The sequence below is a fragment of the Synergistaceae bacterium genome (assembly GCA_031272035.1).
Lineage (GTDB): Bacteria > Synergistota > Synergistia > Synergistales > Aminobacteriaceae > JAISSA01.
This window is the reverse complement of record JAISUO010000097.1, coordinates 1-26,044: the sequence shown is the minus strand read 5'-3', so window position 1 is coordinate 26,044 and position 26,044 is coordinate 1. Positions and strand designations below refer to the sequence as shown.

24 protein-coding genes are annotated in these 26,044 nt (G+C 58.0%); 20 read left to right on the top strand and 4 right to left on the bottom strand.

The genetic code is table 11. The features are described from left to right. Positions 1–95: 95 nt before the first annotated feature. From LBR61_11435 to LBR61_11390, 10 genes are all read left to right on the top strand, one after another. Complete coding sequence (locus tag LBR61_11435; protein MDR1732694.1) at positions 96–1,094, top strand: aldo/keto reductase; 999 nt, start codon at positions 96–98, stop codon at positions 1,092–1,094. Positions 1,095–1,177: 83 nt separating this feature from the next. After that, complete coding sequence (locus LBR61_11430; GenBank protein MDR1732693.1) at positions 1,178–2,167, top strand: TRAP transporter substrate-binding protein; 990 nt, start codon at positions 1,178–1,180, stop codon at positions 2,165–2,167. Positions 2,168–2,245: 78 nt separating this feature from the next. Continuing rightward, positions 2,246–2,764, top strand: a complete 519-nt coding sequence (locus LBR61_11425; protein MDR1732692.1) for a TRAP transporter small permease — start codon at positions 2,246–2,248, stop codon at positions 2,762–2,764. Continuing rightward, positions 2,761–4,029, top strand: a complete 1,269-nt coding sequence (locus tag LBR61_11420; GenBank protein MDR1732691.1) for a TRAP transporter large permease — start codon at positions 2,761–2,763, stop codon at positions 4,027–4,029. Before LBR61_11425 ends, LBR61_11420 begins: the two co-directional genes overlap by 4 nt. A gap of 59 nt (positions 4,030–4,088) precedes the next feature. Then, positions 4,089–4,985, top strand: a complete 897-nt coding sequence (locus tag LBR61_11415) for a dihydrodipicolinate synthase family protein (protein MDR1732690.1) — start codon at positions 4,089–4,091, stop codon at positions 4,983–4,985. Positions 4,986–5,232: 247 nt separating this feature from the next. After that, complete coding sequence (gene tenA / locus LBR61_11410; GenBank protein ID MDR1732689.1) at positions 5,233–5,913, top strand: thiaminase II; 681 nt, start codon at positions 5,233–5,235, stop codon at positions 5,911–5,913. Between the two features lie 133 nt (positions 5,914–6,046). Next, positions 6,047–6,349 carry a citrate lyase acyl carrier protein gene (gene citD, locus LBR61_11405; protein MDR1732688.1) on the top strand — a complete coding sequence of 101 codons (303 nt, stop codon included), beginning with the start codon at positions 6,047–6,049 and terminating at the stop codon, positions 6,347–6,349. Continuing rightward, positions 6,346–7,260, top strand: a complete 915-nt coding sequence (locus LBR61_11400) for an HpcH/HpaI aldolase/citrate lyase family protein (GenBank protein MDR1732687.1) — start codon at positions 6,346–6,348, stop codon at positions 7,258–7,260. Before citD ends, LBR61_11400 begins: the two co-directional genes overlap by 4 nt. A gap of 1 nt (position 7,261) precedes the next feature. Further along, entirely contained in the window at positions 7,262–8,815 is a 1,554-nt protein-coding gene (gene citF / locus LBR61_11395; protein ID MDR1732686.1) for a citrate lyase subunit alpha, read from the top strand. Between the two features lie 114 nt (positions 8,816–8,929). After that, positions 8,930–10,255, top strand: coding sequence for a 2-hydroxycarboxylate transporter family protein (locus LBR61_11390; GenBank protein MDR1732685.1), 1,326 nt, complete (start codon positions 8,930–8,932; stop codon positions 10,253–10,255). A gap of 70 nt (positions 10,256–10,325) precedes the next feature. Here the strand turns inward: LBR61_11390 and citC are convergent, their stop codons facing one another. Beyond that, positions 10,326–11,369 carry a [citrate (pro-3S)-lyase] ligase gene (citC, locus tag LBR61_11385; protein MDR1732684.1) on the bottom strand — a complete coding sequence of 348 codons (1,044 nt, stop codon included), beginning with the start codon at positions 11,367–11,369 and terminating at the stop codon, positions 10,326–10,328. A gap of 107 nt (positions 11,370–11,476) precedes the next feature. Between citC and LBR61_11380 the strand changes: the two genes are divergently transcribed. Continuing rightward, on the top strand, positions 11,477–12,283 hold the full coding sequence (locus tag LBR61_11380) for a hypothetical protein (protein MDR1732683.1): 807 nt from the start codon (positions 11,477–11,479) through the stop codon (positions 12,281–12,283). A 4-nt stretch (positions 12,284–12,287) separates the two neighbouring features. Here the strand turns inward: LBR61_11380 and LBR61_11375 are convergent, their stop codons facing one another. The 3 genes from LBR61_11375 to LBR61_11365 all read right to left on the bottom strand — a co-directional run bounded on the left by LBR61_11375 (position 12,288) and on the right by LBR61_11365 (position 15,933). Next, positions 12,288–12,776: a GNAT family N-acetyltransferase gene (locus LBR61_11375; GenBank protein ID MDR1732682.1), complete on the bottom strand. Its 489-nt coding sequence runs from the start codon at positions 12,774–12,776 to the stop codon at positions 12,288–12,290. A gap of 123 nt (positions 12,777–12,899) precedes the next feature. After that, positions 12,900–14,591, bottom strand: a complete 1,692-nt coding sequence (locus LBR61_11370; protein MDR1732681.1) for a toprim domain-containing protein — start codon at positions 14,589–14,591, stop codon at positions 12,900–12,902. 148 nt (positions 14,592–14,739) lie between these two features. Continuing rightward, positions 14,740–15,933 carry a PDDEXK nuclease domain-containing protein gene (locus LBR61_11365; protein MDR1732680.1) on the bottom strand — a complete coding sequence of 398 codons (1,194 nt, stop codon included), beginning with the start codon at positions 15,931–15,933 and terminating at the stop codon, positions 14,740–14,742. 252 nt (positions 15,934–16,185) lie between these two features. Here LBR61_11365 and LBR61_11360 point away from each other — a divergent pair, with 252 nt between their 5' ends. From LBR61_11360 to LBR61_11320, 9 genes are all read left to right on the top strand, one after another. Continuing rightward, on the top strand, positions 16,186–17,385 hold the full coding sequence (locus LBR61_11360) for an alkaline phosphatase (protein ID MDR1732679.1): 1,200 nt from the start codon (positions 16,186–16,188) through the stop codon (positions 17,383–17,385). A gap of 30 nt (positions 17,386–17,415) precedes the next feature. After that, entirely contained in the window at positions 17,416–18,237 is an 822-nt protein-coding gene (locus LBR61_11355; protein ID MDR1732678.1) for a BtpA/SgcQ family protein, read from the top strand. 56 nt (positions 18,238–18,293) lie between these two features. Continuing rightward, positions 18,294–19,766, top strand: a complete 1,473-nt coding sequence (locus tag LBR61_11350; protein ID MDR1732677.1) for a sugar ABC transporter ATP-binding protein — start codon at positions 18,294–18,296, stop codon at positions 19,764–19,766. Between the two features lie 32 nt (positions 19,767–19,798). Then, positions 19,799–20,758, top strand: a complete 960-nt coding sequence (locus LBR61_11345) for an ABC transporter permease (protein ID MDR1732676.1) — start codon at positions 19,799–19,801, stop codon at positions 20,756–20,758. A 73-nt stretch (positions 20,759–20,831) separates the two neighbouring features. Further along, a complete protein-coding gene (locus tag LBR61_11340) occupies positions 20,832–21,764 on the top strand; it encodes a sugar ABC transporter substrate-binding protein (GenBank protein MDR1732675.1) in 933 nt (310 codons plus the stop codon). Between the two features lie 32 nt (positions 21,765–21,796). Next, positions 21,797–23,230 (top strand): hypothetical protein, encoded by a 1,434-nt coding sequence (locus tag LBR61_11335; protein MDR1732674.1) that lies wholly within the window; start codon positions 21,797–21,799, stop codon positions 23,228–23,230. After that, complete coding sequence (locus tag LBR61_11330; GenBank protein MDR1732673.1) at positions 23,217–23,861, top strand: hypothetical protein; 645 nt, start codon at positions 23,217–23,219, stop codon at positions 23,859–23,861. Before LBR61_11335 ends, LBR61_11330 begins: the two co-directional genes overlap by 14 nt. Positions 23,862–23,908: 47 nt before the next feature. Further along, a complete protein-coding gene (locus LBR61_11325) occupies positions 23,909–24,976 on the top strand; it encodes a response regulator (GenBank protein MDR1732672.1) in 1,068 nt (355 codons plus the stop codon). Next, positions 24,973–26,025, top strand: a complete 1,053-nt coding sequence (locus LBR61_11320; protein MDR1732671.1) for a response regulator — start codon at positions 24,973–24,975, stop codon at positions 26,023–26,025. The genes LBR61_11325 and LBR61_11320 overlap by 4 nt, the downstream gene beginning before the upstream one ends. The last annotated feature ends 19 nt before the right edge of the window (positions 26,026–26,044 follow it).

Genomic DNA, 26,044 nt, shown 5'->3' with positions numbered 1-26,044 from the left:
GCCGCGATACGAGGATTTTGCCTGTTTTGTGTTTTATCGGGAGAGGTGCCGGATTGTAATGTGAGCGGATGAAGAGGGAGGAGATAGGTTTTATTATGCGCAGAATGAAAATCGGAAAAACGGGTTTTGAGGTTTCGGTTGTCTCCATGGGGACATTGTCCATAGGAGGCGATGGCGTCTGGGGGGAGAGCGACGAAGCGGAATCCATCCGCACCATTCGCCGGGCCTGTGATCTTGGCATCAATTTTTTCGACACCGCCGCTTTTTACGGCTACGGAAGAAGCGAAACGGTGCTGGGGAAGGCGCTGGCCGGAGACCGGGACAAATACATCGTTTCCACGAAATGCGGGCTGGACTGGGACACCGGCGAGGGAGCGCCTTTTTTTGTGCGGGATGGCCATCAGGTGACGCGAAATCTCTCCCCTGAGGGCGTACGCAGAAGCCTCGAAAATTCCCTGCGCCGCCTGAAAATGGATCATGTCGATCTGTGCATCACCCACTGGCAGGCGGTGGAACCGGCGTTCACCCCCATAGAGGAAACTGTGGGTGAGCTGCTGGCCATGAAGAAGGAGGGAAAACTGCGAGCGATCGGAGCTTCCAACGTGACGCTGGATCAGGTAAGGGAATATCTCAAATTTGGGCCGCTGGACCTTGTGCAGGAGCGTTTCAGCATGCTCAGTCAGGAGAGTTTTCGTGCGCTGAACTCATTTTGTCTCGAAAACGGCGTTACATTTCACGCTTATTCCCCTCTGGAAAGAGGGCTGCTGAGCGGAGCCTACACCATGACGTCTCTGGTCAAACCCGGAGACGCCCGCAACGAGTGGTGCGCCTGGTATCAGCCCGAAAGCCGCCGCAGGGTGATCGAACTTCTCGACTCCTGGAAACCGCTGCGCGCGAAGTATGGCTGCACTCAGGCCGCCCTTACCGTGGCCTGGACCCTCGCTCAGGCTCCGAACGTCAACGTGGACAGTGGGGCCCGACGGGTGGCCGTCATCGAAGAAAACGCGGCAGGAGCTGATCTGAAGCTGGATCCGGACGACGTGGCGGCCATGAATCGAGCCATTGACAAACTGTTGCAGGAAAAAAAGGATTAGGAAGAGGGCCACAGAAAACGCAAAGGTTTTGTTTTCCGTAAATTCTCACAAAAAGAGACAGAAAGAGAAAAGGAGAATATGTCATGAAGAAAATTTTGAGGCTCATTGCGGTATCGGTGCTTTTGCTGACTGCGTTTGGTGCGGCGGATGCTTTTGCGGCGGACGTAATTGAGATTAAAATGGGTTTTGCGGAATCGGACATCAGCCCTCATTATCAGGGTTACAAGAAAATTGCGGAAAAGATGGAGACCCTGTCCAACGGGCTTCTGAAGGTGACGTTGTTCCCCAGCAACACCCTCGGCAGCGAGCGCGACCTTTATGAAGGCGCTCAGATCGGCATCATCGACGCCCTGATCATCACCAACGCGGTTCTCACCAACTTCGTCCCCGAAGCGGCCGTTCTGGACCAGCCCTTCCTTTTTGCCACGGAAGAGGAGGCCCATAAGGTGATCGACGGGAAGCTGGGCGACATGCTTAAGGCGGCCTCCGCGAAAAAAGGCGTACAGATCGTCGGCTGGTGCGATTCCGGCTTCCGCGACGTCTTCAGCGCCGTTCCCATCAAAACCAACGCGGACATTAAAGGCAAGAAAATTCGCACCATGGAGAACGCGATGCACATGGCTGCTTATAACGCCATCGGCGCCATAGCGACTCCCATGCCCTTCGGCGACGTGTTTACGGCGCTTCAGCAGAAAACCGTGGACGGATATGAAAACTCGGTTGCCAACCTTTACGCCAACCATTTCTATGAGGTCTGCAAATACGCTATTCGTTCCAGAGTACATTTCGCCTTCCAGGGCGTCTGCATTTCCAACAAGGTGTGGGACCGGATTCCCAACGATTTGAAGCCAGCCCTGCTCAAGGGAATTCAGGAAGGCTGCGATCTGGAGCGTCAGCTGCTCCACGAAGCCAACGAAAAATATGAGAAGGAACTGGTGGAAAAGTTCGGAATGGTCTTTTCCGATGTGGACCGCGACGCGCTGAAAGCTCTGGCCATGCCGGCCATGAGCCAGTTCAAACTGAATCAGGAGTGGCTGGACGTTCTCAACTCGGAACTTGCCGCCATCAGATAAATCCAGCGACAGGGCCGGTTACATCGACCGGCCCTGTTAAATTTACGAATTAAAGCTGTGTTCTCCCGGGAGAAAATCATGAAAAACCTATTAAAAACATTACAAAAAATAGAAAACTTCACTGTGATATTGACGTTTTTTGTCATGGTGGCGGCGTCTTTTACGCAGGTCGTCAATAGAAACCTGGTTCAGGCAAGTGTCGGATGGTTCGAAGAGCTGGCTCGTTACTGCATGATTTACATGGCGCTGCTGGCCACGGAGCTGGGATTGCGGGACGGAACGCAGATTTCGATCACCGTTGTAACGGACAGGCTGAAGGGCGCGTTGAAAAAAGCGATGGATATTTTTGCCCGGGCTGTTATCATTGTTTTTGCCGTCATCGCTTTTTGGACGTCGTTTACCCTGCTGCAGGCTCAGTTGTCCTTCGGGCAGACGTCGCCGGGACTGGGTATTCCCATGTATCTTCCCTATTTTGCTTTGCCGATTGGCTTTGGAGTCATGACGGTCGTTCAGACGGTTATGCTTGTGGGGAATGTAAAAAACCTGTCGGTGAATGAAAACAGGCCAGAGAACAGCACAGAGGAGAGAAAAACATGACGGGTCTGGCTTTGTTTGGCTCACTGGCGTTTTTATTGATCGTAGGGGTCCCTGTCTCTATTTCGGTGGGCGGCGCCACCATGTTCACTCTGCTGATGTTCTATCCAATTCCTGTAGCGGTTGTGGCTCAAAGAATTTTCACGGCGCTGGATTCCGTTTCCATCATGGCTATTCCCTTTTTCGTTCTGGCCGGGAATTTAATGACTCTGGGGGGTATTTCCAGGCGGCTGGTGGATTTTGCCAACCAAATCGTCGGAAATATCCGCGGAGGGCTCTGTTATGCCGCTGTTCTCGCCTGCGCCTTTTTCGCGGCGCTGTCCGGATCGGGACCCGCTACGGTGCTTGCCGTAGGATCCATGATGTATCCCGACATGGTTCGACTGGGGTACCCGAAAGAACGCTGCGCGGGACTGCTGGCCGTGGCCGGCGGGCTGGGGCCCGTCATTCCGCCCAGTATCATTATGGTGGTTTATTGTACGATCACCAACACCTCTATCGTCGATATGTTCAAGGCGGGGCTGATCGTCGGTATCGTTATCGTCGCGGCGCTCTTCGGATTTTGCGCTTTTTTGGGAAAAAAGGAAAATTGGCCCAAAAACGAAGTGAAAACAAGCCCTGGAGATTTTATAATCTCTTTTCTGCGTGCGATTCCCGCGATTCTTCTGCCGGTCATCGTCCTGGGCGGAATCTATTCAGGACTGCTGACTCCCACCGAAGCGGCGGCGGTGGCCACGGTCTACGCGCTGTTCACGGGGTTGTTCGTCTATCGGGAACTGAGGCTCAAAGACCTGATGCAAACCATCTTTAACTCCGCAAAAAGCAGCGCGATGATTTTGTTCGTCATCGCGACGGCGTCTTCGTTCTCATGGTTCTTCGCCTACAGTGGAATGTCGAAGGGCATCGTAAACGCGATTTCCGCCCTGCACCTGCCGGCAACGCTGTTTAATCTGGTTATTTACCTCATATTTTTATTTTTCGGGACATTCCTGGAGGGCATATCGATGTGCGTACTGCTGGTGCCGGTACTGTATCCCGTGGCGGCCAGCCTGGGAGTCACCAGCCTGCACTTCGGCGTGATCGTCTGCGTGGCCGGAGTAATCGGCGCGATGACGCCTCCCGTGGCGGTGAATATTTTTGCGGCGGCCAGCGTTTCGAAGCTGAAGATGGGAGAAATCGCAAAAGGAGAACTTCCGTTTTTCCTGGGATTCACTCTCGTTCCGCTGATCTTCGTCCTTTTTCCGCAGGTTTTGCAGTTATTTTTCTGATATTGATTTTCTGATATTTCAAAGATGCCGGATAAAAAAACAGAAGGGAACGGAAAACAATGAATACGGATTTTATCAGGGGGATTATTCCGCCCATCGTCACGCCCGTGGACGAAAACGAGAAGATCGATGAGGCGAAACTGACGCGCCAGGTGAATTTCATTATCGAAGGCGGATGCCACGGCATCCTCGTGTTCGGGAGCAACAGCGAGTTCTACATGCCGGAGGACGACGAGCTGGAGCGGGGGCTGAAAATCGCGCTGAAGGCAGCCGGCGGACGGGTTCCCATCTATTTCGGAGTCGGGGCCATTCGAACCCGCAAATGCGTGAAGCTCGCCCAAATGGCGCTGGCGAACGGAGCGACCGCCGTTTCCGTGCTGACGCCGATGTTTCTTCGCCCCACCCCCAGGGAGCTGTATGAACATTTCCGCACGATTGCGAATTCTGTCGGCAAATCCCCCATGCTGCTTTACAGCAACCCCGGCCGAGTGGGCTACGGCATTCCCGTGGACCTCGTCACAAAGCTGGTTCGGGACTGCGAAAATATCGTGGGGATCAAGGATTCCAGCGGAGATATGACGGTGACGGCGGAGCTGATCCGCAATTTCAGAGGGACGAACTTCAAGGTGCTGGGGGGAAAGGATACGCTGATCTATGGAACCATGGCCCACGGCGGGCACGGAGCCATCGCTACGACGGCCAACTTCTGGCCCGAACTGGTCTGCTCGATTTACGAGAAGTACGTATCCGGGGACAGGGAGGGCTCTCTGGAGGCCCAGTACAGGCTCAATCCCCTGCGGCTTGCCATGGACAAAGCCAGCTTCCCCGTGGCCACGAAGGACCTGGCCAACCTCCGGGGACTGGACGTGGGAGAGCCCTATCGGCCCAGCCTCAGCTCCGATTCGGACGTGAAGGAGGCCCTGAAGAACGCCGCCCGCGCGGCAGGAATGCCGTAAAATTCAGGAAAAGGTCAAAAACAACAGGATAACATTTAATCGATTGTTTTGTTCGGGTTTTATTATTCCGATTTTATTTTTCTGTCAATCCGGAAAAGATACTCAAAAAGCTCCTGAACAGCTGGACAAAAGCTTTCAGGGGCTTTTTCAGGTTGATGCCCTTTGCTCAAAGTCAGAAAAAGATTGCACATTCCTGTGTCTGTGTATATATTACATTGGTCTTTAATACAGAAGGAGAATGATGATGATGAACAATCTTTCTTTTACCAGCGCGCTGTTCAGCGCGGTACAGCCGGTGTTGCAGCGGATCTTCAATCATCCGTTCAATAAAGAACTGGCCGCCGGAACTCTTTCCAGGGAGCGATTCTGTTTCTACATGCAGCAGGACAGCGTTTACCTCCTCCATTTCGCGCGGGCTCTGGCCCTCACGGGCAGCCGGTCCATCATGGAAAAGCGAATAGAATCCCTCCTGAGCGCGGCGCAAAATGCGCTTCTGGCCGAACGGTCCCTCCACGAGCACTATTTTCGGGAGTATGGGGTGACGGAAACGGGAAAAGAAAACAGAGCCTGCGTGGGCTATACGTCCTTTCTTCTGAGCACGGCCTCGCTGGGGACTCTGGGAGAGGCTCTGGCCGCCCTTCTGCCCTGCTTCTGGATCTATCGGGAAGTGGGCTGTCACGTGACCCGTATCGCAGCGTCCCCCAACCCCTACGCTCGATGGATCGACATGTACTCCGACAGGGAATTTTCTCTGGCGGTGGACCGATTCGTCTCCCTTGTGGACGACGTGGCCGGCGAGACGACGGAGGAGGAACGCCTGAGCATGAAGGACTGTTTCATGGTCGCCGCCCACTACGAGTACTATTTCTGGGACGAGGCCTATCTCATGAAGCCCTTCGACTGCACTCTGGAGAGCCTGGACGCATGAGAACTCAGGGAAACCGTTCGGGTCCGCCTCCAAAAACCTCTGCTTTGCGAGAATTGCGCTTTGACGATGGCATAAAGCGCCTTATTCTATATTTCAGCAGGTATGTCACATGCATGATCGGAGGAGTGAGAGCATGAACATAGCGTCTGTGGCCGCGGCGGGTTCTCTGGAATCGGGAGACCTGCAGGTCACGATCGAACCGGCGGATAAAGACGTTCACGTGGAAATCAGCAGCGGCGTTTTAAGACAATACGGGCGGCAGATAAAAAAGGTGGTGCTTGAGACCCTGGAGCGGCTGGACGTGCGGGCCGCAAAGGTCACCGTCGTCGACAGAGGCGCCCTGGACTGCACGATTCGGGCCCGGGTGGAGAGCGCCGTCTTTCGTTCCGCGGGGCACACCGGAGCCGTTCCCTGGGGAGGCGCGGTCAAAGAATGAAAAACGACAGAAGAGCGGAGGCGAAAAATCGTCTGCGCCGTACGATGATGTTTGTCAGCGCCCAGCAGCCCGGGCTGATGAAGGACGCCTGGATCTATCGTCCCGATTCCATCATATTCGACCTGGAGGACGCCGTGGCGGAGAATCAGAAGGACTCGGCCCGTTTTTCTCTCTACCACATCCTTCAGGCCGTGGACTGCGGCGGAGTGGAGCGAATCGTCCGCATCAACGGTCTGGATACGCCCCACTGGCGGGAGGACGTGCGGGTCAGCGTTGCGGGCGGGGCCGACGGCATACGTATAGCCAAATGCGAGAAGGCCTCGGATGTTCAGGAGGTGGAAGCCGCCGTGGAGGCCGCCGAGAAGGAATTTTCCACGGAGCCGGGGCGCACCCTGCTGATGGCCGCCATCGAAAGCCCCCGGGGCGTCCTGAACGCTTCCGCCATATGCGAGGCGTCGGAGCGCCTTTTCGGAGCGGCGATTTCGGGGGGAGACTTCCGCAAATGTATGCAGACCCGCTACTATCCCGACGGCGTGGAGATGGCGGCCGCGCGGGGGAACCTTCTGCTGGCGGCCAGAGCCGCGGGAGTGCAGTGTTTTGACACGGTGTTCACGGACCTCGGCGATATGGAGGGATTCAGAGCGGAGGTGCTCATGAACAAAAAAATGGGCTTCGACGGAAAATCCATCATCAATCCCCGTCAAATTCAGCCTGTACACGAAATTTTCACGCCCGCCCCGGAGGAAATCCGTCAGGCCGAGAAAATCGTGCGGGCCATCCGTGAAAACGCGGACAAGGGTATAGGAGTTTTCACGGTGGACGGAAAGATGCTGGACATCGCCTTTTTGCCGGGCGCGGTGCGCACTTTGGCGCTTGCCAGAGCCTCCGGGCTGTATGAGGGGGAATTGTAGGATGAAAAACGCTGTCGGCAGAGAAATTCCCGATGAGCTTCTGGTCGATGGCCGGGAGGTCTATCGCGGCAACAACGCCCTCGACGGGAAGGAATACGTAAAAGCCGGGCCCAAAGTCCGGTCCTTCGTCAAACCCCAGGAGAGCAAAGTTCTGGAGAATATCCGGGAGGCCATCGTCCGCTGCGGGCTCAGAGATGGGATGACCGTCTCCTTTCACCATCATTTCCGGGATGGGGACTACATCATCAACAAAGTCATGGCGGAGGTGGCCGCTCTGGGGATGCGGAACATCACCATCGCGGCGTCCTCCGTGGGCACGGCCCACGATCCCGTGGCGAAGATGATCGAGGACGGCGTCGTTACTGGCCTGCAAACCAGCGGAATTCGCGGCGGCATGGGGGAGGCCGTCTCCTGGGGCAAACTGAGTACCCCGGCGATTCTGCGGTCTCACGGCGGACGGGTGCGCGCCATTGAGAGCGGAGAGGTTCATATCGACGTGGCCTTCATCGGAGCCCCCACCAGCGACGAGTACGGCAACGCCCGGGGCAGAGGCGGCAAGTCGGACTGCGGCGTTCTCTCCTACGCCATGGTCGACGCGAAATACGCCGACAAAGTGGTGGTCATCACCGACACTCTGGCTCCCTTTCCGAACTTCCCTCCGTCGATCGAGGCGGTGGACGTGGATTATGTGGTGGTCATCGACGAAATCGGAAATCCCAAAAAAATAGCCTCTCAGGCCGCCCGTTTCTCTCAGGACCCCCGTGACCTGATGATGGCCGAATCCTGCGCCCGGATCATGGCCGCCACGCCCTGGTTCAGGGACGGATATTCCTTCCAGGCCGGAGCCGGAGGGCCGTCGCTGGCCGTTTACCGTTTTCTGGAGCCTCTCATGCGGGAGCGGGGAATCACCATGCAGTGGGCCATCGGCGGCATCACCCAGCCCACGGTGGACCTGCTGAACCGGGGACTCCTTCGCTGTATCGTGGACGCTCAGGACTTCGACATCGGGGCGGTGCAGTCGGTGCACACCCATCCCGCTCACTACGAAATTTCCACGTCTCAGTACGCGAATCCCATGAACAAGGGAGCTTTTGTCAACAAGCTGGACTTCGTGGTCCTGGGGGCGCTGGAGATCGACACGGGATTTAACGTCAATGTGGTGACGGGATCCGACGGGATTCTGCGGGGAGCCCCCGGCGGGCACCCGGACGCCGCGGCCGGAGCGAAGTGCTCCATCATCGTGACGCCTCTGGTGCGGGGGCGCATCCCCACGGTCTGCGACCGGGTGGTCACCGTTACGACGCCGGGGGAGTCCGTGGACGTGCTCGTGACCGACTACGGAATCGCCGTCAACCCCCGTCGTCCGGACCTGATCGATGCCATGAAGGAGGCGAAGATCCGGCTGTCCACGGTCGAAGAGCTGAAAGACAGGGCGTATTCCATCGTGGGAGCGCCGGATGACATCGAGTTTTACGACCGAGTCGTGGCGGTGGTGGAGGCCAGGGACGGGACGCTGCTGGATGTGGTGCGTCAGGTAAAGCCTTACGAGCTGTAATTTCGATTTCGGGGACCATCGCGGTCTGCGCTGCCAAAGACCCCGTATTGAGAAATGTGCTGTTCTTAAGGAACGGGACAGGTTTTGTACACACAAATGGAGTGAATAAAAATTATGGTTGTTTTGGGAGAAAGAAAAAGTTTTCTGAGTACGCTGAACCTCTATGGATTACCCTGGCACCTCTTCTTTCTGTTTTTTGTGGTGATCGTCTTCACGGCGGCCTGGCACGGGACGCTGAGCACGGACATGGCGGGCACGCTTGCTCTTTGTATCGCCATTGCCGGGGTTTTCGACGAGATTGGCGAGCGTCTGCCGATTTGGAACAGTTATATCGGAGGCGGACTTCTGATGGTTTTTTTTGGGACGGCCGTTCTCCGGTATTTCGGCGTCATACCTCCCAAATACCTGGAGTCTGTCAGCAATTTTATCAGTGGAAACACGGGATTTCTGACGTTCTTCATCATTTTCCTGGTGACGGGGTCGATTTTGTCTCTCGATCGTCATATTTTGCTCCGGTCCTTTCTGGGCTATCTTCCGGCCATTCTTGGCGGACTGGTGGCGGCCTTCCTGCTGGCCATCGCAGCGGGATCCTTCTTCGGCATCGGCATGAAGGACATCGCGATCAAATACGTTCTGCCGATTATGGGCGGCGGCAACGGCGCGGGGGCCGTTCCTTTATCACAGATTTACGAGCAGGCGACGGGGGAGCCGGCGGCCTCCTATTACGGGTTTGCCGTCATCGTCCTGACCCTCGCCAACGTCATGTGCATTTTTGCCGCCGCGCTGCTCAACAAGCTCGGCGAGGTTTTTCCCGCTTTGACGGGAGACAAGAAAAACCTTCTTCGGGGAAGCAGCGGCGAAGTCAAAGAGGAAACGAAGGTGTCCTACAGCATTAAAGATCTGGGCGGAGCGATGCTGGTCACGCTGGGAAGCTACGTTTTCGGGAGAATGTGCGCGAAAATCATTCTGCCGTCGATCTTTGGAACGTCTATTCACCAGCTGGCCTGCATGATTCTGTTCGTGGTCGTCCTTGCGATGCTGGGAGTCGTTCCGAAGAACATCTGCGCCGCGGCGAAACGTCTGCAGAGCTTCATGACGGGGACCTGCGCCGTCATTATCATGGTGGGGATGGGCGTCGATTTCGACCTGATGGATCTCGTCAGAGCCGGTTCCCTTCAGAACCTGATCATCGCCCTGTCCGTGGTCATTGGCGCGATTCTGGGGTCGGCTGTTGTGGGCTGGATGGTGGGCTTCTATCCCATCGACTCGGCGATTACGGCGGGGCTCTGCATGGCCAACCGGGGCGGAAACGGCGACCTCGCGGTGCTGGGAGCGGCGGACCGCATGGAACTGATGGCCTACGCTCAGCTTTCCTCCCGTCTGGGGGGCGGCATCGTCCTCATCATCGCCAGCTTCGTCTTTTCCTCCCTGCGGGGTTGATTCATGTAATTCGACGGAGGTTTTTATCAGGGACCTCCGCCGATTTCAAGTGTAATTGTTTATCTAAAAATCAGTGATGAACCACCTGGGACGAGGCCCGGATGCGCGCTGCGGTTTCCCGCCCCGCCGGCGTGCTGAAGTAGTCGAAGGTGCCTGGAGGCACAAGAGCTCGCACCTCCTCCATGCGGTCGTCGTGGATGAGCTGACGCACCCGGGAGGCGCTGATGGGCTCGCCCTCCAGACGTTTGCGGGGCACGACGATGCACTCGATCCCCACCTCGGGAAGCGCCTTCAGCATTATTTCGTTGTAGAGCCGGGTGACCTGGCTGAAGGGCTCTTCCCCCACGTACCGGCGGGTGACGCCCAGGGCCGCGGCGATTTTTGCGAAGATCGCCAGATCCAGACGCGCCTGGACCTCCACCACCGCGTCCTCGTTTTTCAGAAAGTAGGAAGGGAAAACCGCATTCGAGATCATGTAACTGCCGGTTCTGTGCAGAATGACGTTCCTGAGATCGGCACAGCCCGCCTTAATCATGGCATATCGGTCCGGGAAGGGAAAAAGGGAGGCGTTTTCCGATACCGCGAACAGATGGGTCGTGTCGTTGTTTTCCGCCGCCTGTTCCACCAGGTACCTGTGTCCCAGCGTGAAGGGGTTGCAGTTCATCACCAAAGCGCAGCTGCGGCCGGGTTTTTTGTCCAGAGCCAGATGCTCAAGGAAGCAGGCGAAGCCTCTCTGACGATTTTCCATAAAGAGCACCTGACCCGGAACCCGGGCAATTTCATAAAATCCGAGGTCCGAGAAAAGACGCTCGTTATCGGGTTTCGTGTAGAGGAACAGGGAACTGTTGCCGCGCTGAACCTGAAACTCGACGAGGTGAGAGACGATTTTGCTCATCAGACCCTCTCCCCGATGCGCGCCGTTTACAGCCAGGCATCGCAGCGTGTTGAGAAAACAGCCTCCCACCGCGATCAGATTGCAGTGTTCGTCGTAAAGACCCGCCAGGTAGTCCAAAGTGGCGTCGCGTCGTATCCCTTCCTCCCGCAGAAGCTGGTCCGCTTCCGCCAGGCCCCGTTTGTCCGAAAGCCGAATTTCCGCCAGCGAATACTCGTTCATAGACGTTCCCGCGCTCCTTTCCCTGTCCCTGTTCGTTCAAGGATAGCATACAGGTTACCCGAGGCGTTAAAATAGGAACATCGCAAAAATGCCGGAGGTGAAGCCGTATGTCGTGGATCTGGTCAGCTCTGATGCCCCATCCGCCCATTATCGTGCCGGGCGTAGGCGGGGGGCGGGAAAGAGAAGCGGCGGGCACCCTCGAAGGGGTGGATCGCCTGATGAAACGTGTTGTGGACCAAAAACCGGATGTTCTGCTGCTTTTGTCCCCTCACCAGCCCTATGCGCCGGGGGCGCTTTTTCTCAACGCCGCGCCCCATCCGAAGGGTTCTCTGGCGCTTTTCGGCGTCCCGAGACCGCTGTTGGAGCTTTCGACGCCTCTGGAGAGACTGCCGGGGTTCGTGAAACACCTGACCGGGATGGGAACGAAAGTCCGCGAAGGGGCGGACAGACCCGACCTGACCCGGGATCAGGGGGCTTTGGTGCCGCTGTACTTTCTGAGCCGCGCCTGGGGTGAGGAGCTGCCCCCCGTCGTTCTGGCCTCTCCCATCGGGCTGGACATAGAGGGGGCCCTGAAGCTGGGAGAGGCTCTGGCGTCCTTCGAGGACGGAGCGAAATGGGCGCTTCTGGCCAGCGGGGACCTGTCGCACCGTCTGACCCCTGACGCTCCCTCCGGCTACAGCCCCGCCGGAAAAAAGTTCGACCGGGCGGTGGTGGATTCGCTGTCCTCCTTCAGCCCGCGCCCGCTGTTCGATCTGAGCCCGGATGAACTGGAGGACGCCGGGGAATGCGGTATGCGCTCCGTGCTGGCCATGCTGGGCCTCTGCGGAAAACTCGAAAAATCAGGAACCATCACGGTTTTTTCCTATGAAGGCCCCTTTGGAGTAGGATACTGCAACGCCCTCTGGACGGCGTAAATTTTTATTCGGACGTGCTGCCGGCCAGCCGGTCTATCCCTTCGCCGGTGAGCCGGTAGATGGTCCATTCGTCCAGGGGCTTCGCGCCGAGGGACAGGTAGAACTCTATACTCGGTTTGTTCCAGTTCAGACAGCTCCATTCCAGCCGCCCGCAGCGACGCTCTCTGGCGATGGCGGCGACGGCCCTCAGCAGACGGCGCCCGATGCCTTTTCTCCGCGCGGAGGGGCGCACGTACAGGTCTTCGAGGTAGATTCCACCTCGTCCCAAAAAGGTGGAAAAATTGTGAAAAAACAGGGCGTAACCCACGGCCTGTCCATCCCATTCGGCCATGAGGGCCTCGGCTTTTTTCTGTTGGAACAGCCAGTTCCGCAGGCTGTCCTCTGTGGCAACCATCTGATCAAGCAGTTTTTCGTACTCGGCCAGCTCCCGAATAAACTTCAGAATGACCGGAACATCGGCCTCAACGGCGGGTCTGACGCAGATATTTCCCATTATCGATCTTCCTCCCGATCCTGCTTCGTCTGACAAAATTTACGCCCCTAAAAGCGTTAGTTTATGTAAATCTTTACTGATGAATGAACGCAAACACACTGTTCAGGCTCCCTTTCAGGTAGTTCATATTTTTTGATCCAGAAGAGGCGCCGCGGTCTGGTCTCCCGTCTCCCTGAAATAATTGAAGAGCGGGTAGTACTCGAAATCGATTCGCTTTCCCGCCGGTCCGTTGCGGTTCTTCAGGATGACGAGTTCCATCTCGCGGAGATCCCTGTCCTTTGCCCTGTCCGGGTCGAAATTTTTCTCTCCCGCGCCCCTGAGCTGCAGGCCCGTCACCACGTCCGAGCTGTACTCCAGGGCCTCGGACTCTCCAAAAGCCTCCATGGTCGCGGCCTCCCCGTATTTGACGCGATTGAAGCTGGCTATCCCCAGAACGGGGATTCTGAAATCCCGGCTGATGCGTTTCAGATCTATCGCGGCCTTGTCCATATTTTGCTTATCCGTCGTGCCGGAGTCGCCGGGCGCGAGAATTTGAAGACAGTCGATCAGCACCACCGGCCTGTTGCCGGTGAAGGAAAAATGCTTCTCCGTCTCCTCCCGTATCTGCTCTGTTCCCGTGTCGCCCATGCCTTCGCTGATGTAAATATGTCCCGCGTACTCCCCGTAGGTTTTCATGGCGGCCTCGACGATCTTTTTTTCCTCCGGCCCGCGGCTGCCGCCGTCCCCCGTCCCCGTGGTCACGCCTCTGGCGGTTCGGGCTTTTTTCATGTCGCCGTCCGTCCTTAACGCCGCCAGAAACGTCTCCCGACTGATGGACTTTGCCATGAGCTCGAACCGGCTCATCTCCAGAGAGAAAAACAAAACGTCGTTTCCGGCCCGGGCGATCTGGTCGGCGATCTGCAGGGCAAAGGAGGTCTTGCCGTTGCTGCCGGTGGCCCCGAGGATGTAAAGCCCCTCGAACAGCCCTCCGTCCAGAATGCGGTCGAGCTTTTTGAATCCCGTGGGAATGAAGGAGGCGAACAGGGCGTCGAGGCCGTCGACCGCATCGCTCATGAAGTTCTGAAGGTGCCTGGCCGCGCTGGTCTGGAGGTAGTTTTCCCGCTCCGCTTCCTCGTCTCTGCGTCCGGCCTCCTCCGCGGCCTGAATTTTTTCACGAAAAGCGTCTCTGTCCCCCAGAAGCGCCTCGTTCGCGTCTTTATAACCCTCCCAGACGTGCCTGTAAAAGGGAATCTCCAGAGCCGCAAGTCCCCGGGCCAGGTCCCGCGCCGTTTCGTTCCCACGGGGATCGTTGTCCAGCGCGATGATGAGCCGCTGTTTGGGCTTCTCCCGCTCCAGAAGGCCCAGAAACCGCGTTACGAACTCTATGCTGCCCAGGCTGACGGCTTCCCCTCCGACCTCAAGGATCGAAAGGGCGTCTATTTCGCTTTCCACCACAAAAACGGGCTTTCGCGCCTCTTTCAGCGCCCGGACGTTGAATACCCGGATTTTTCCGGCCCTCATTTTGCTGAATTCCTTCTGCCGCTCGGTCAGGTCGTCCCTTGTGTCCCGGGCGGTGTAGCTTTCCTCGCCGGTGGGGATGATGAGCCTCGGCGTCGTGGGGGCGGAGGGGGCTTTGGGGTTTTTCCATCGGGGATCGTACCCAAGTCCGAAACGTTTCACGACCTCCGCCGAAAGTCCCCGTCGCTGGGGATAGTCCGTCTCCGAGATCCGCGCCTGACATTCCCTGAAATACGCCGCGTAGTCCGGCGCTTTCTCCTCCGCCGGCCGGGACGTCCGGGCGGCCGCGTCGGCGTGTGTTTTTTTCCGGTCCATCATACCGTTCCTTCCTGATCTGCTTTTTTCAAATTTATACCCGAATATCCGTTTCTATGTGTCCGGCCTTGCGGATAGATAATTGTCAAGGTTGCGCTCCTCGACATCGATGCATTTCTTATATTCTCCTTGTGTGCAATTTCAGTGGTTTTCACGACGTTAACTCTTCCAAAATCCTGGTTTTCAGGCTGCTTTCAATTTCCTCTATGGACGGCAGAGCAGATTTGTAGTTTTCCGGCAGAAGCCTCGACAACTCATATTCGGAGATGCCGATCGGCTGAGTGCTGCTTTCCAGAGAGTACTGCGCGACGATGTTGTCCTTTGTGCGACAAATTATCATGCCAACAGTTTGGTTATCGCTGTCTTTCTTTTTCAGATGATTCACTGCCGTCACGTAGAAAGCCAGTTGTCCAGCATCTTCAGGTTGAAATTCCCCGGCTTTCAACTCAATGACGATGTAGCAGCGCAATTCTAAATGGTAAAAAAGCAAATCGATGAAAAATTCTTTCTCTCCCACGATTAGCGGTATTTGCCTTCCCACGTACGCGAAGCCCTGTCCCAATTCCAGAAGAAATTTTGTGATGTTTGAAGTAAGAGCGTCCTCCAGTTCTTTCTCTCGGTAATCCTGCGTTAACGTGATGAAATCGAAATTGTAAGGGTCTTTCAAAATTTCGTGGGCCAGGTCGCCTTGTGGGTGAGGCAGCAGTTTGGAAAAATTGTCTATTGCTTTACCCTGTCTTGCGTACAGACCGGTGTCCATAAAGTTCTGAAGCATTGCGCGACTCCAGCCGTTTTGAATGGTTGCATGGACGTAGAACAGGGCTTCTTCAATGGATTTGCAGCGAGAGAAAATTTCAACATGATGACGCCAGGGTACAAGGCCCAATAATACAGGAAACGCGATGTGGTCACCAACCTGGTGACTAAAGTCTGACGATTGGTCATTCATTTCTGATGGGTTGGCAGTTTGGTCATCAGTTTGGTGACCAATTTGCAGCGTCCGCAGCTTCGATCTATCTGCCAATTTTACGCCACTCTGGTGTAGAAGATCCATTCGTTTAGAGTAAAATACGAAAAACATCTTCATATACTTGAGATTCGTCACAGAAAAACCTTGAGAATCTGAAAATTCCTCCCTCAGGTCCTGACTGATCCGGCGCAAAACTCCGCTGCCCCAAACACTTTCTGCTTTCTTTGCTACAATGTCTGCCCCGATACTCCAGTAAAGTTCGAGCAGAGCGCTGTTTACTCGAACAGAAGCCTTGATTTGACTTTGCCGGATGCGGGATTTCAAATCCAGAAGCCACGCTGTGTAGTTTTTGTCGAGTGGAAGTGCCTTGCTCATATCCACAACTCCCTGTATCGCATTTGGGCGGCATCCAACGATTTTCTGCCGGAACCCCCGTTCATTTTCTCATGCCTGCCCACGCCATGCAATTCTTTTTAGACATAATTTATGTAAGCTCAACCGCCTGGTTTTATAACAAATTGAAAACAGATTGGTATTACTCCTTATTTTACGAAAAAATGTTATACTTTCGGCGCATTTTTATATTTTAAACAGGTGTAGCGTACAGAGGCTCAGGAGGCGGAAGCAATGGTGAAGAACCGAGTGTTGCGTAAATTCCTCGCGGCGGCGATCCTGCTGGTGTTGCTGGCGGCTCCCCGCGCGGAAGCCGGAGCGAGATATGTTTTTCTGTTCATCGGCGACGGAATGGGACCTGTTCAGCGGGAAAGCGCTCAGTTGTACCTGCGGGGACGGCTGGAGGCCGAGGGAAACCCGGACGCGTCCCAGGCGACTCTGGTGATGAACACCCTGCCCGCGCAGGGGCTCATCCACACAAACAACATCGAGGGTAAACTCACCGACTCGGCCGCCGCGGGAACGGCGCTGGCCACAGGGCATAAAACGCAGAACGGCGCCATCTCGAAAAACACGGAAACGGGGGAGCTGTTCGACTCGATTGCCGTCAAAGCCCGGCGCAGAGGGATGAAGGTCGGCATCGTCACGTCCTCGTATATCGTCGACGCCACTCCCGCCGTTTTCTACGGTCACGCCAGCCACCGGAGCGAGTATTACCTTTTGGGGAAACAGCTTTCGGACAGCGATTTCGAATACTTTGGCGGAGGGAGCTTCCGGGACCTCTCCGGTCCGGACGGAGACCTTCGGGACATCGCCCGGTCGAAGGGATACGCCCTGACCGGCAGCGCAACGGAGAGCGGGTCCGGCGCCGGCAAAATATTCTTCGTTCATCCGAACCTTTCGACTTTCAACCCCGGCTGTATGCCTTACGTCATCGACGGAGCGGAGGGCCCCTCTCTGGCCGACTTCGTGCGGTACGGCATCCGTCTGCTGGACAGCCCGGCGGGCTTTTTCCTCATGACCGAAGGGGGACGTATCGACCACGCCTGTCACTCCAACGACGGAGCGGCGGCGATTCTGGAGACTCTGGCCTTCGACGAGGCGATAAAGGCGGCCGTCGACTTCATGAACACGAGACCGGCGGAGACCCTGATCGTCGTCACCAGCGATCATGAAACGGGCGGAATGACCCTCGACCCCGCCGCTGACGCCCGAACCCTGTACAGACTGGCGGGGCGGAGGGCGTCCTTCGAGGCCGGCGGCGGCGGAAATCCCCCGGATGCCGCGGCGGGAATCACTTGGACCACCAACCAGCACACGGCCCGGGACATTCCGGTTTCCGCGGCGGGCGTTCACTCGGACCTCTTCCCCGGGGAATACGAAAACACCGAAATCTGCAATAAACTGTTGGAAGCCATCGAGGCCGCCGAATAAGCGCCGCACAATTTGAGGAGGTATCGATTTATGGATGTGTTGAAGCAGGTATTTGGAGTGGAAAAACCGGTGCTGGGGATGGTTCATTTTCTTCCCCTGCCGGGATCGCCTCTTTACGACGAAAAGGGGGGAATCGAAAAAATACGGTCCGCGGCCATGCGAGACGCGGAAACTCTGGCCCGGGCGGGATTCGACGGAATTTCTTTCAGCAACGAGGGAGACCGGCCCTATCTCTCCAGCGTGGATAAAACCACGGTGGCGGTAATGGCGTCGCTGATCTCCGATATTTCCTCCAAAATCAAAAAGCCCTTCGGCCTCTCCGTGCTGGCGGATCCCGAGGCCGCCATCGCCGTGGGCCTGGCCACCGGAGCCGACTACGTAAGAATCTTTCTCTCCTGGGTTTTTGTGGGGGACTGGGGGATCGTGGACCCGGACGCCGGCCGCCTGCAAAGACTGCGCCGCAGCGTGGGAGGCGCGAAAATGAAGGTCTTCGCCAACATCTCCGGTCACACGGAGCCCCTGGGAGGCCGGAGCCTCAGGGCCATCGCCGCCGGGGCGGTGAAGTTCGGACTGGCCGACGCCGTCTGTCTGGCCGGCACGACGGCGGGAAGCCCTGTATCGGCGGAGGATCTGGATCAGGCCCGGGCGGGCTCCTTTGGCGTGCCGGTCATTGCGGGGACGGGGGTCGGCATCGATAACGCGGAACTCATGCTGAACAAAAGCGACGCTGTTATAATGGGAACCAGCATCAAGGTCGGGGGCGATACCTTCAACCCCGTGGATCCCGAAAGGGCTGCGGCTTTCATGGAAAAGGCCCGCAGCGTTCGTGCATCGATAAAATCCGGAGTCTGATCGGAAGGGGATTGGAAATGAACCGAACCCTTTGCGGGTCAATTCCCGCGTGAATCATGGCGGTCCTCGAAACTCTGGAACTTTCGAAACGCTTTCCCGGCGTGCTGGCGCTGGATCGCTTCGACATTGCCTTCGAAGCGGGACAGGTCCACGCGCTGGTGGGGGAAAACGGCGCGGGCAAATCCACGCTGGTGAAGGTTCTTTCCGGCATTTATCCTCCCTCGTCGGGGACGATGCTCTGGGAGGGCCGCCCCATCCGTTTCGCCTCTCCCCGGGCCGCGGGAAAGTTCATCGGAGTCGTCCATCAGGAAAGAGAGCTGATTCCGCACTTTTCCGGCTATGAAAATTTGTTTCTCGGCCTCGAATACACTTCTTTCGGATTTTTACAAAAAAAGCGCATGATCCAAGAATCTCAGAAATTTCTGGAAAAATACCGGATGAACGTGGACCTCACCCGCCCGGCCGCGGAGCTGAGCAGCGGACAGCAGGAGATGCTGGTCATCCTCAAGGTTCTTTTTCGGGATCCCCGGGTGGTCATCTTCGACGAGCCCACCGCGCCCCTGAGCGTGGCGGAGTGCGAAATTCTCTTCTCGCTCATTCAGGACCTCCGGAACGACGGGCGGGCCATTCTCTACATTTCTCACCACCTGTCGGAGGTGCTGCGCATCGCCGACACCGTCACGGTCATGCGCAACGGCCGCAGGGTGACGACGCTGGGGGCCGGAGAAACGGACGAGGAAGGGCTGATCCGCTTCATGATCGCCCGGGACCTGGGCAATCAGTACCCCCGATTCGCGGCCACGCCGGGGAAAGAGGTCTTTGCCGCGGAGGGATACAGCGCCCCCCGGGCCGGCGTGCGGGACGTGACCTTCTCCATTCGGGCCGGGGAGATCGTGGGCTTCGCCGGACTGGTGGGGGCCGGACGGACGGAGCTGGCCAAAAGCGTTTTTCTGGGATCCCGGGACGCCGAGGGAACTCTCCGCCTGGACGGAAAACCCTTTCGCGCGAAAAGCGCCGGAGACTCCATCCGTCGGGGCGTCGTCATGATCCCCGAAAATCGCCGGGAAGAGGGCCTGATTACCGACATGGACGTGGGCTGCAACCTCACCTTTCCCACTCTGGACCAGTACGCGGCCTGGGGGTTCGTGAGGGCGAAACAGGCGGGGAGGACGGCCTCGGAAATTCTGGAAAAATATGGTATCAGAGCCTTTGGCCTTTCTCAGCCGGTGCGAACGCTTTCCGGCGGCAATCAGCAGAAGGTATCCGTGGGCAAATGGGACCGGGCTCAGGCCCGGCTCTGGATCTTCGACGAGCCGACGCGGGGAATCGACGTGGACGCCAAGACCGAAATCTACTCCATCATGGGCCGTATGGCGGCGTCCGGGGCCGGAGTGTGGTTCATCAGCTCGGAACTTCGCGAGCTGACCGCCATCGCGGACCGTATTTACGTCATGAAAGAGGGGCGGATCTCCGGGGAATACCCGCCCCCTTACGACAGGGAACGCATCCTGGACAGCATGATCCGCTGAAAAGCGCGGACGCAATTTTGGAGGGATGTCGCATGAGTGCCGACAGAGAAAAAATCCGGGGAGGACTTTCGCGCTACGGGACCATTCTGGCGCTGATGATCCTCGGAGTCGTCTTTTTGGTCTTTATTCCGGGGTTTGCCAACTTACAGAATATCCTCAACATTTTTTATCAGATTGCCCTTCTCACCGTGATCAGCGAGGGGTTCACCATGTGCCTGATCGTCGGGGAGCTGGACCTTTCCTTTCCCAACGTGGCGAGCCTGTCGGGGGCGCTGGCGGCCGGGCTGATCTTCGGTGGCATGTCCCCCCTGCCGGCGGTGCTGATCTGCCTGGCCGTCGGAGCCGCCTTTGGGATCGCGGCGGGGCTGCTTGTGACCCGGGTGGGCATTTCCTCGCTGATTACGACCCTGGCCTCGGGGATCATCGCCGGGGGCATGGTCTATATGTACACGAAGGGCGTTTCGTTCTACGGGCAGATGCCGGAAAGCTTTCTGCGACTGGGACGGGGATATGTGGGACCCGTGCCCTCTCTCATCGCCATTATGCTGACGGTTGTGGTTCTGGCCCAGATTTTCGTCTCCTGCACGAAGGCCGGAAAGTACATGCAGGCCACCGGAGCCAACCCCACGGCGGCCAGAATGGCGGGGGTGAACACCGATTTTTACAAGGTTCTGGCCATGACCATGACGGGGGTGGGGGCGGCCTTCACCGGCGTTCTGCTCACCTCCAAGCTGGGGTCCGCGAACCCCGAGGGCGCGGCGGGGTTCATGATGGACGCCTTCGCGTCGGCGCTGTTGGGGATGACCGTTCTTTCCATGGGCCGGGCAAACCCCTTCGGAACCTTCGTGGGGGCGCTCATCATCGGGGTTATCAACAACGGCATGACCCTGGCCGGAGCCCCCTATTATCAGCAGGACATCACGAAAGGCGTGATCATCCTCTTTTCCGTGGCGCTCACGTCCATGCAGAGCAGGCGTCTGGCGGGAGGATAATTGCATTTTTTAATTTATTTATTTAATTTATTTAATTGACTAAGTGAAATTTTATCGGAAGAAGGGATGTAAGGTGAAAAAATTTTCTGTGATGGCGTGCGTTTTGTTTCTGGTGTTGGGAATGGCGTCTCTGGCCGGAGCGAAGGAGGTCAAGGTGGGGTTTGTGGCCACCAACTTCTCCTCGGAGTCTCATGCCCGGGTGGCCAACGCCTTTGAAAAGCTGGCCAAAGAAAAGGGATGGACGTCCGTGATGCTGAACTCGGCGGGATCCATCGACACACAGGCCACTCAGCTGGAAAACCTGCTTCAGATGAAGGTGGACGCGGTGGTTCTGGCCATGGGGCACCCCCAGGAAATCCGCCCCGCTCTGGAAAAGCTCTTCGCGGCGAAGATCCCCGTCATCACCATCGATACGGGCTATGTGGAAGGCGTCGTCACCGACATCAGGTCCGACAACTTCGAGATCGGCTCGAAAATGTCCACGTATCTGGTGGATTCGCTGGGCGGCAACGGCAACATCATCGTCATCAAGTTCGAGAAGCATCAGGGGAGCCGTATGCGGGGCAAGGTCATGGACGCGGTGCTGAGCGAATTTCCCGGAATAAAGGTTCTGGCGGAGTACAGCGTCGTGGCCACGGGGCGCTTTATGGACGACACCCGTTCCGCCATGGAGACCTATGCCACGCGCTTCGGCGACCAGATCGACGGCGTGTGGTGCGCCTTCGACCAGCTGGCCTACGCCGCCGGCGACGTGCTGACGGAGCGCGTGAAGGGGAAGAAGATCGTCATCGTCGGAGCCGACGGCAATCAGGAGACGTTCCGCCGCATCGGCGAGGGCCTGATGACCGCCACGGTGGCCCAGCCCTTCGAGGAAATCTCCGCGGTGGCCGCGGACCTCGTCCAGAAAATCGTGGTGGAGGGCAAGGACCCGAAGGAAGCCGCCAGCGGCAGGAGAACTTACTACGTGCCGACGGTCCTTCGGGACGCCACCAACCTTCCGAAGTAACCCGAAGTGATACGGAACATCGTTCGGAAAAAATGAGCCTCTATCTCGGCGTCGACCTGGGAACCTCCTCCGCCAAGGCCACTCTGGCGGACGGAGAGGGGCAGGTTCGATTTTCCCTCAAACGCGGCGCTTCCCTGCTGAGCCCCCGGGAGGGCTTCTTCGAGGTGGACGCCGAAAAAGTCTGGTGGGGGAATTTTCTGTCGATATGCGAAGAACTTTTTTCCGGACGGGCCGCGCCGTCTCCCCGGGCGGTGTGCGTCAGCTCGGTCTGCGGCTCCTTCGTGCCGGTGGACAGGGATTTCCGACCCCTTCACAACGCCGTTCTGTACGGAATCGACCGGCGCAGCGAGGCCATCGTCGCGGAGCTGAACGCCCGCTACGGGGAGGCTTTTCTGAGGGAGCGCCTGGGAGGCGCTTTTTCGACGCATTCCGTGCTCCCCAAAATTCTCTGGTTCAAAAGGAACCGTCCGGACGTCTACGCCCGGACGGCTTATTTCGTGTCCAGCGGCAACTTCGTCTCCGCCCGGCTCACCGGTGCGGCCTCCTGGGATGTGCCGACGGCTTACGGCGCGCTGATGCTGGACGAAACGACGGAGTCGGCGCCCCTGTGGTTTTTCGAGGATCAGGGGCTGGACGCGGAAAAAATCCCCTCTCTGGGGCCGGCCACGGAGCCTCTGGGCATCGTCACGGAGCGGGCGGCGGCCGAGACGGGCATTGCCCCGGGGACCGTCGTGATGCGCGGCGCCTGCGACGTCAACGCCGAGGCCATGGCCGCCGGGGCCGTCCTGCCGGGGTCCGCCCTGGCGGTGTTCGGCTCCACCGTCTCCCTGCTCTTCAACACGAAGGAACCCCGCCGCCTCGACGGTTTTATGGCGGGCCGGTCGCTGTTTCCCGGAGTCTGGCGAATCGGGGCCGCCACGGCCTCCGGAGGGCTCACGGTGGACTGGAGCCGGAGTCTGAGCGCGGAAGGATCCGTCCCTCCCGGCCCCACCGGCATTTATTTCATCCCTTATCTGAACGGGGCCCGCACGCCCTTCAACGCGCCGGACGCCCGGGGGGCCTTTCTGGGTCTGCGGGCCTCCCACACGGGGAAGGACATGGCCGCCGCGGTGTGGGAGTCTCTGGGGTACGAACTGGCGGCCCTCATCGCGAAAATCGAGGAGGTGGAGCCCTTTCCCTCCGTTCTGGAGGTGTCGGGGGGCCTGTCCAACGTCCCGGAGCTCATGCAGCTTCTGGCGGACGTCACGGGGCGCGCGCTCCGGCTCCACATCGGCGTGGACGCCTCTTACGGCGACGCCCTGCTGGCCATGACGGCGGATGCGCCTTATGCCGCCCGACCGGAGGCCCGGACTTTCCCGCTGGTGCGCCCGGGAGAACGCTCGACCCTCTACAGGGGCCACGCGGAGAACTATCGGCAGCTGAGCGAGATCGTTGCCCGCCTCGGATTCAGCGATGAAAAGAGCTGAGTGGGAGATCGCGGAAAAAGAGACGCCTCGGGGACCGGGATTGCTGGCCGCGGCGGAGCTGGAGGGGATGGACTTTGCCGCGGGGCTCTCGCGCTACGGGAGCGAGGCCGCTTATTTGCGGGTTCTGCGCTCTTACGCGATACATACTCCTGCTTTTATCGAGCAGATGCGTCGGGTGGAGGGCGGAAAGCTGGCGGAATACGGCGTGGCGGCTCATGGCCTGAAGGGAAGCAGTTTCGGCGCTGAGGCGAAGGCGGTGGGGCAGATGGCGGCGAGACTGGAGCGGGCGGCGAAAAAAGGGGATCTTGCAGCGGTTCTCGCGGAAAACGGGAAAACCATTGAGGCCGCGGAGTCGCTGCTTGCGGGGCTGAACGCCCTGCTTTCCCGGGCCTTTCGGGAGAACGGGCCGAAGGAGCGGGCGCAAAAGCCCGACAGAGCCCTTCTGGAGAAAATTCGAAGCGCCGCCGAACACTACCGGGGGGGAGCGCTGGAGGACCTGATGGAGGAGCTCCGGCGCTATGAGTACGAGTCCGGTTCGGACCTCATCCCCTGGCTGCGGGAACGGCTGGACAACCTGGAGTACGACGCGATTGTCGAAAGGCTGAGGCGTGAACTGGAGCAGGACAGGTGAAGCAGGACGGCTGATGCCAAAAATATAAAGGAGCCTGCACGGATAAAATGGCACGTATAATGGAGAGAATATTGGCTGTGGACGACAGTCTGGCGAGTCTTCAGCAGATCGGCGTTCATCTGGGCGACCGTTTCGACGTGCTGCTGGCGAAATCGGGCGAGGTGGGGATCGCGATCTGCGAAAAGGAAAAGCCGGACCTCGTTCTTCTGGACGTGGATATGCCCGGAATGGACGGATTCGAGGTTCTGGCCAGGCTGAAGGCGAACCCGGAAACCTCCCGGATTCCCGTCATCTTTCTGACGGGCAGCGGCGATTCGGAGACCGAAATTCGGGCTCTTCAGTCGGGGGTGGTGGATTTCATCACAAAACCCGTGAGGAAAAACATCCTTTACCACAGAATCGAGCTCCATCTGCGGTTTGCCGAATACCAGTCGCACCTGACGGACTCGATCCAAAACCTGAAGGACAACGTCACCGTGGCCTTCGCGGAGCTGGTGGCGTGTCGGGACGGAGACGCGGGAGGCCATATTCTGCGTACCTGCAAATATCTGGAAATTCTGGCTCGTGTAATGCGGGAATCCGGGGTGTACGCCGGCGAGCTGGGAGAAGAAGCGATCCGCTCCATGACCCGGGCCGCGTCTTTTCACGATATTGGGAAAATAGGAATAAGCGATACGATTCTTCTGAAACCCGGGGCCCTGACGAAGGAAGAATACGAAAGGGCGAAGCGTCACACGATCATAGGCGAAAAATTTCTGCAAAACCTGTACGAACGCACTCTTTCCGAGCGGGTGGACCTGAAATACGCGGAAGTTATGGCGGGGGGACACCACGAGCGTTACGACGGACGGGGCTATCCCCGCGGGCTTGTTGGGGACGAAATTCCCCTGTGCTGCAGAATTCTCTCCGTGGTGAACGTGTACGACGCCTGCGTGACGGATCGGGTGTACCGCCCGGCCATGGAGCCGGAGGCGGTGCGTGAAATCATCCGGAGAGGCCGGGGGACGGAGTTCGACCCGCGGGTGGCGGACGTGTTTGACCAACATTTTGAAACGTTCGCCACATTGAAAATCAGCGTGCCGTCGCTCCTGAATCCTCAGGGGGCGTTCTCATGAAACGGGTGCTGGTGGTCGACGACAGCATCGCCTGCCTGGAGCAGATGAACGCGCAGCTCTCGCCGGTGTACGACGTGATGGCGGCGAGATCCGGAGCCATCGCCCTCCAGATCTGCACCCGCTACCGGCCGGACCTGATCCTTCTGGACATCGCGATGCCCGACATGGATGGATTCGAGGTTCTCTCCCGGCTCAGGAGCAACCCCTGGCTCAGCAGCATTCCGGTTATTTTCCTGACCTCCAGCGAGGACAGCGAAACGGAAGACCGGGGCCTCCGCCTGGGCGCGAGAGATTTCATCGTGAAGTCGGTGGACAGGGAAATTCTGTTCCACCGCGTGGACCTGCACCTGCGTTTCGCGGAGTATCAGACGAACCTGGAAAATACCGTCCGGGAAATATCGGACAGCTACGCCCTTTCCTTCGCGGAAATGATCGAATATCGGGACGAAAACACGGGAGGGCACGTCATCCGCACGGGTAAATACGTCTGGATGCTGGGTCGGGAGCTGTTGAAAATGGGGCTGTTTTCCGACGAACTTTCGGAGGCCGGACTGGAGATAATGGCCCGGGCCGCGCCGCTTCACGATATCGGCAAAATCGCCATCAGCGACCGCATCCTCCTGAAACCGGCGCGGCTGACCCGCGAGGAGTTCGAGGTCATGAAAACCCACGCGGTCATCGGCGCGGATATTCTGGCCAATATGTACGCCCGAATGCCGACTCAGAGCTATCTGCAGTACGCCGAAATCATAGCGAGGTCCCACCATGAACGCGTGGACGGCAGCGGCTACCCGCTGGGGCTGCGAGGCGGCGGGATTCCCCTGGCCGGGCGAATCATGGCGCTGGTGGACACCTATGACGCTCTGGTGGAAGACCGCGTTTACCGCCGTGGAATGTCCCACGCCGAGGCCTGCCGCATTATCCTGAAGGGAAAGGGCGTTCTTTTCGACTCCGACGTGGTGGACGCCTTCGAGATCATTCGCGGAAATATGGAAACGGAGGGGCGGCGCTGGCGCAGCGCGGGAAACACCGGCTCTGAAATTAATTAAAATATCACAGGACAATATT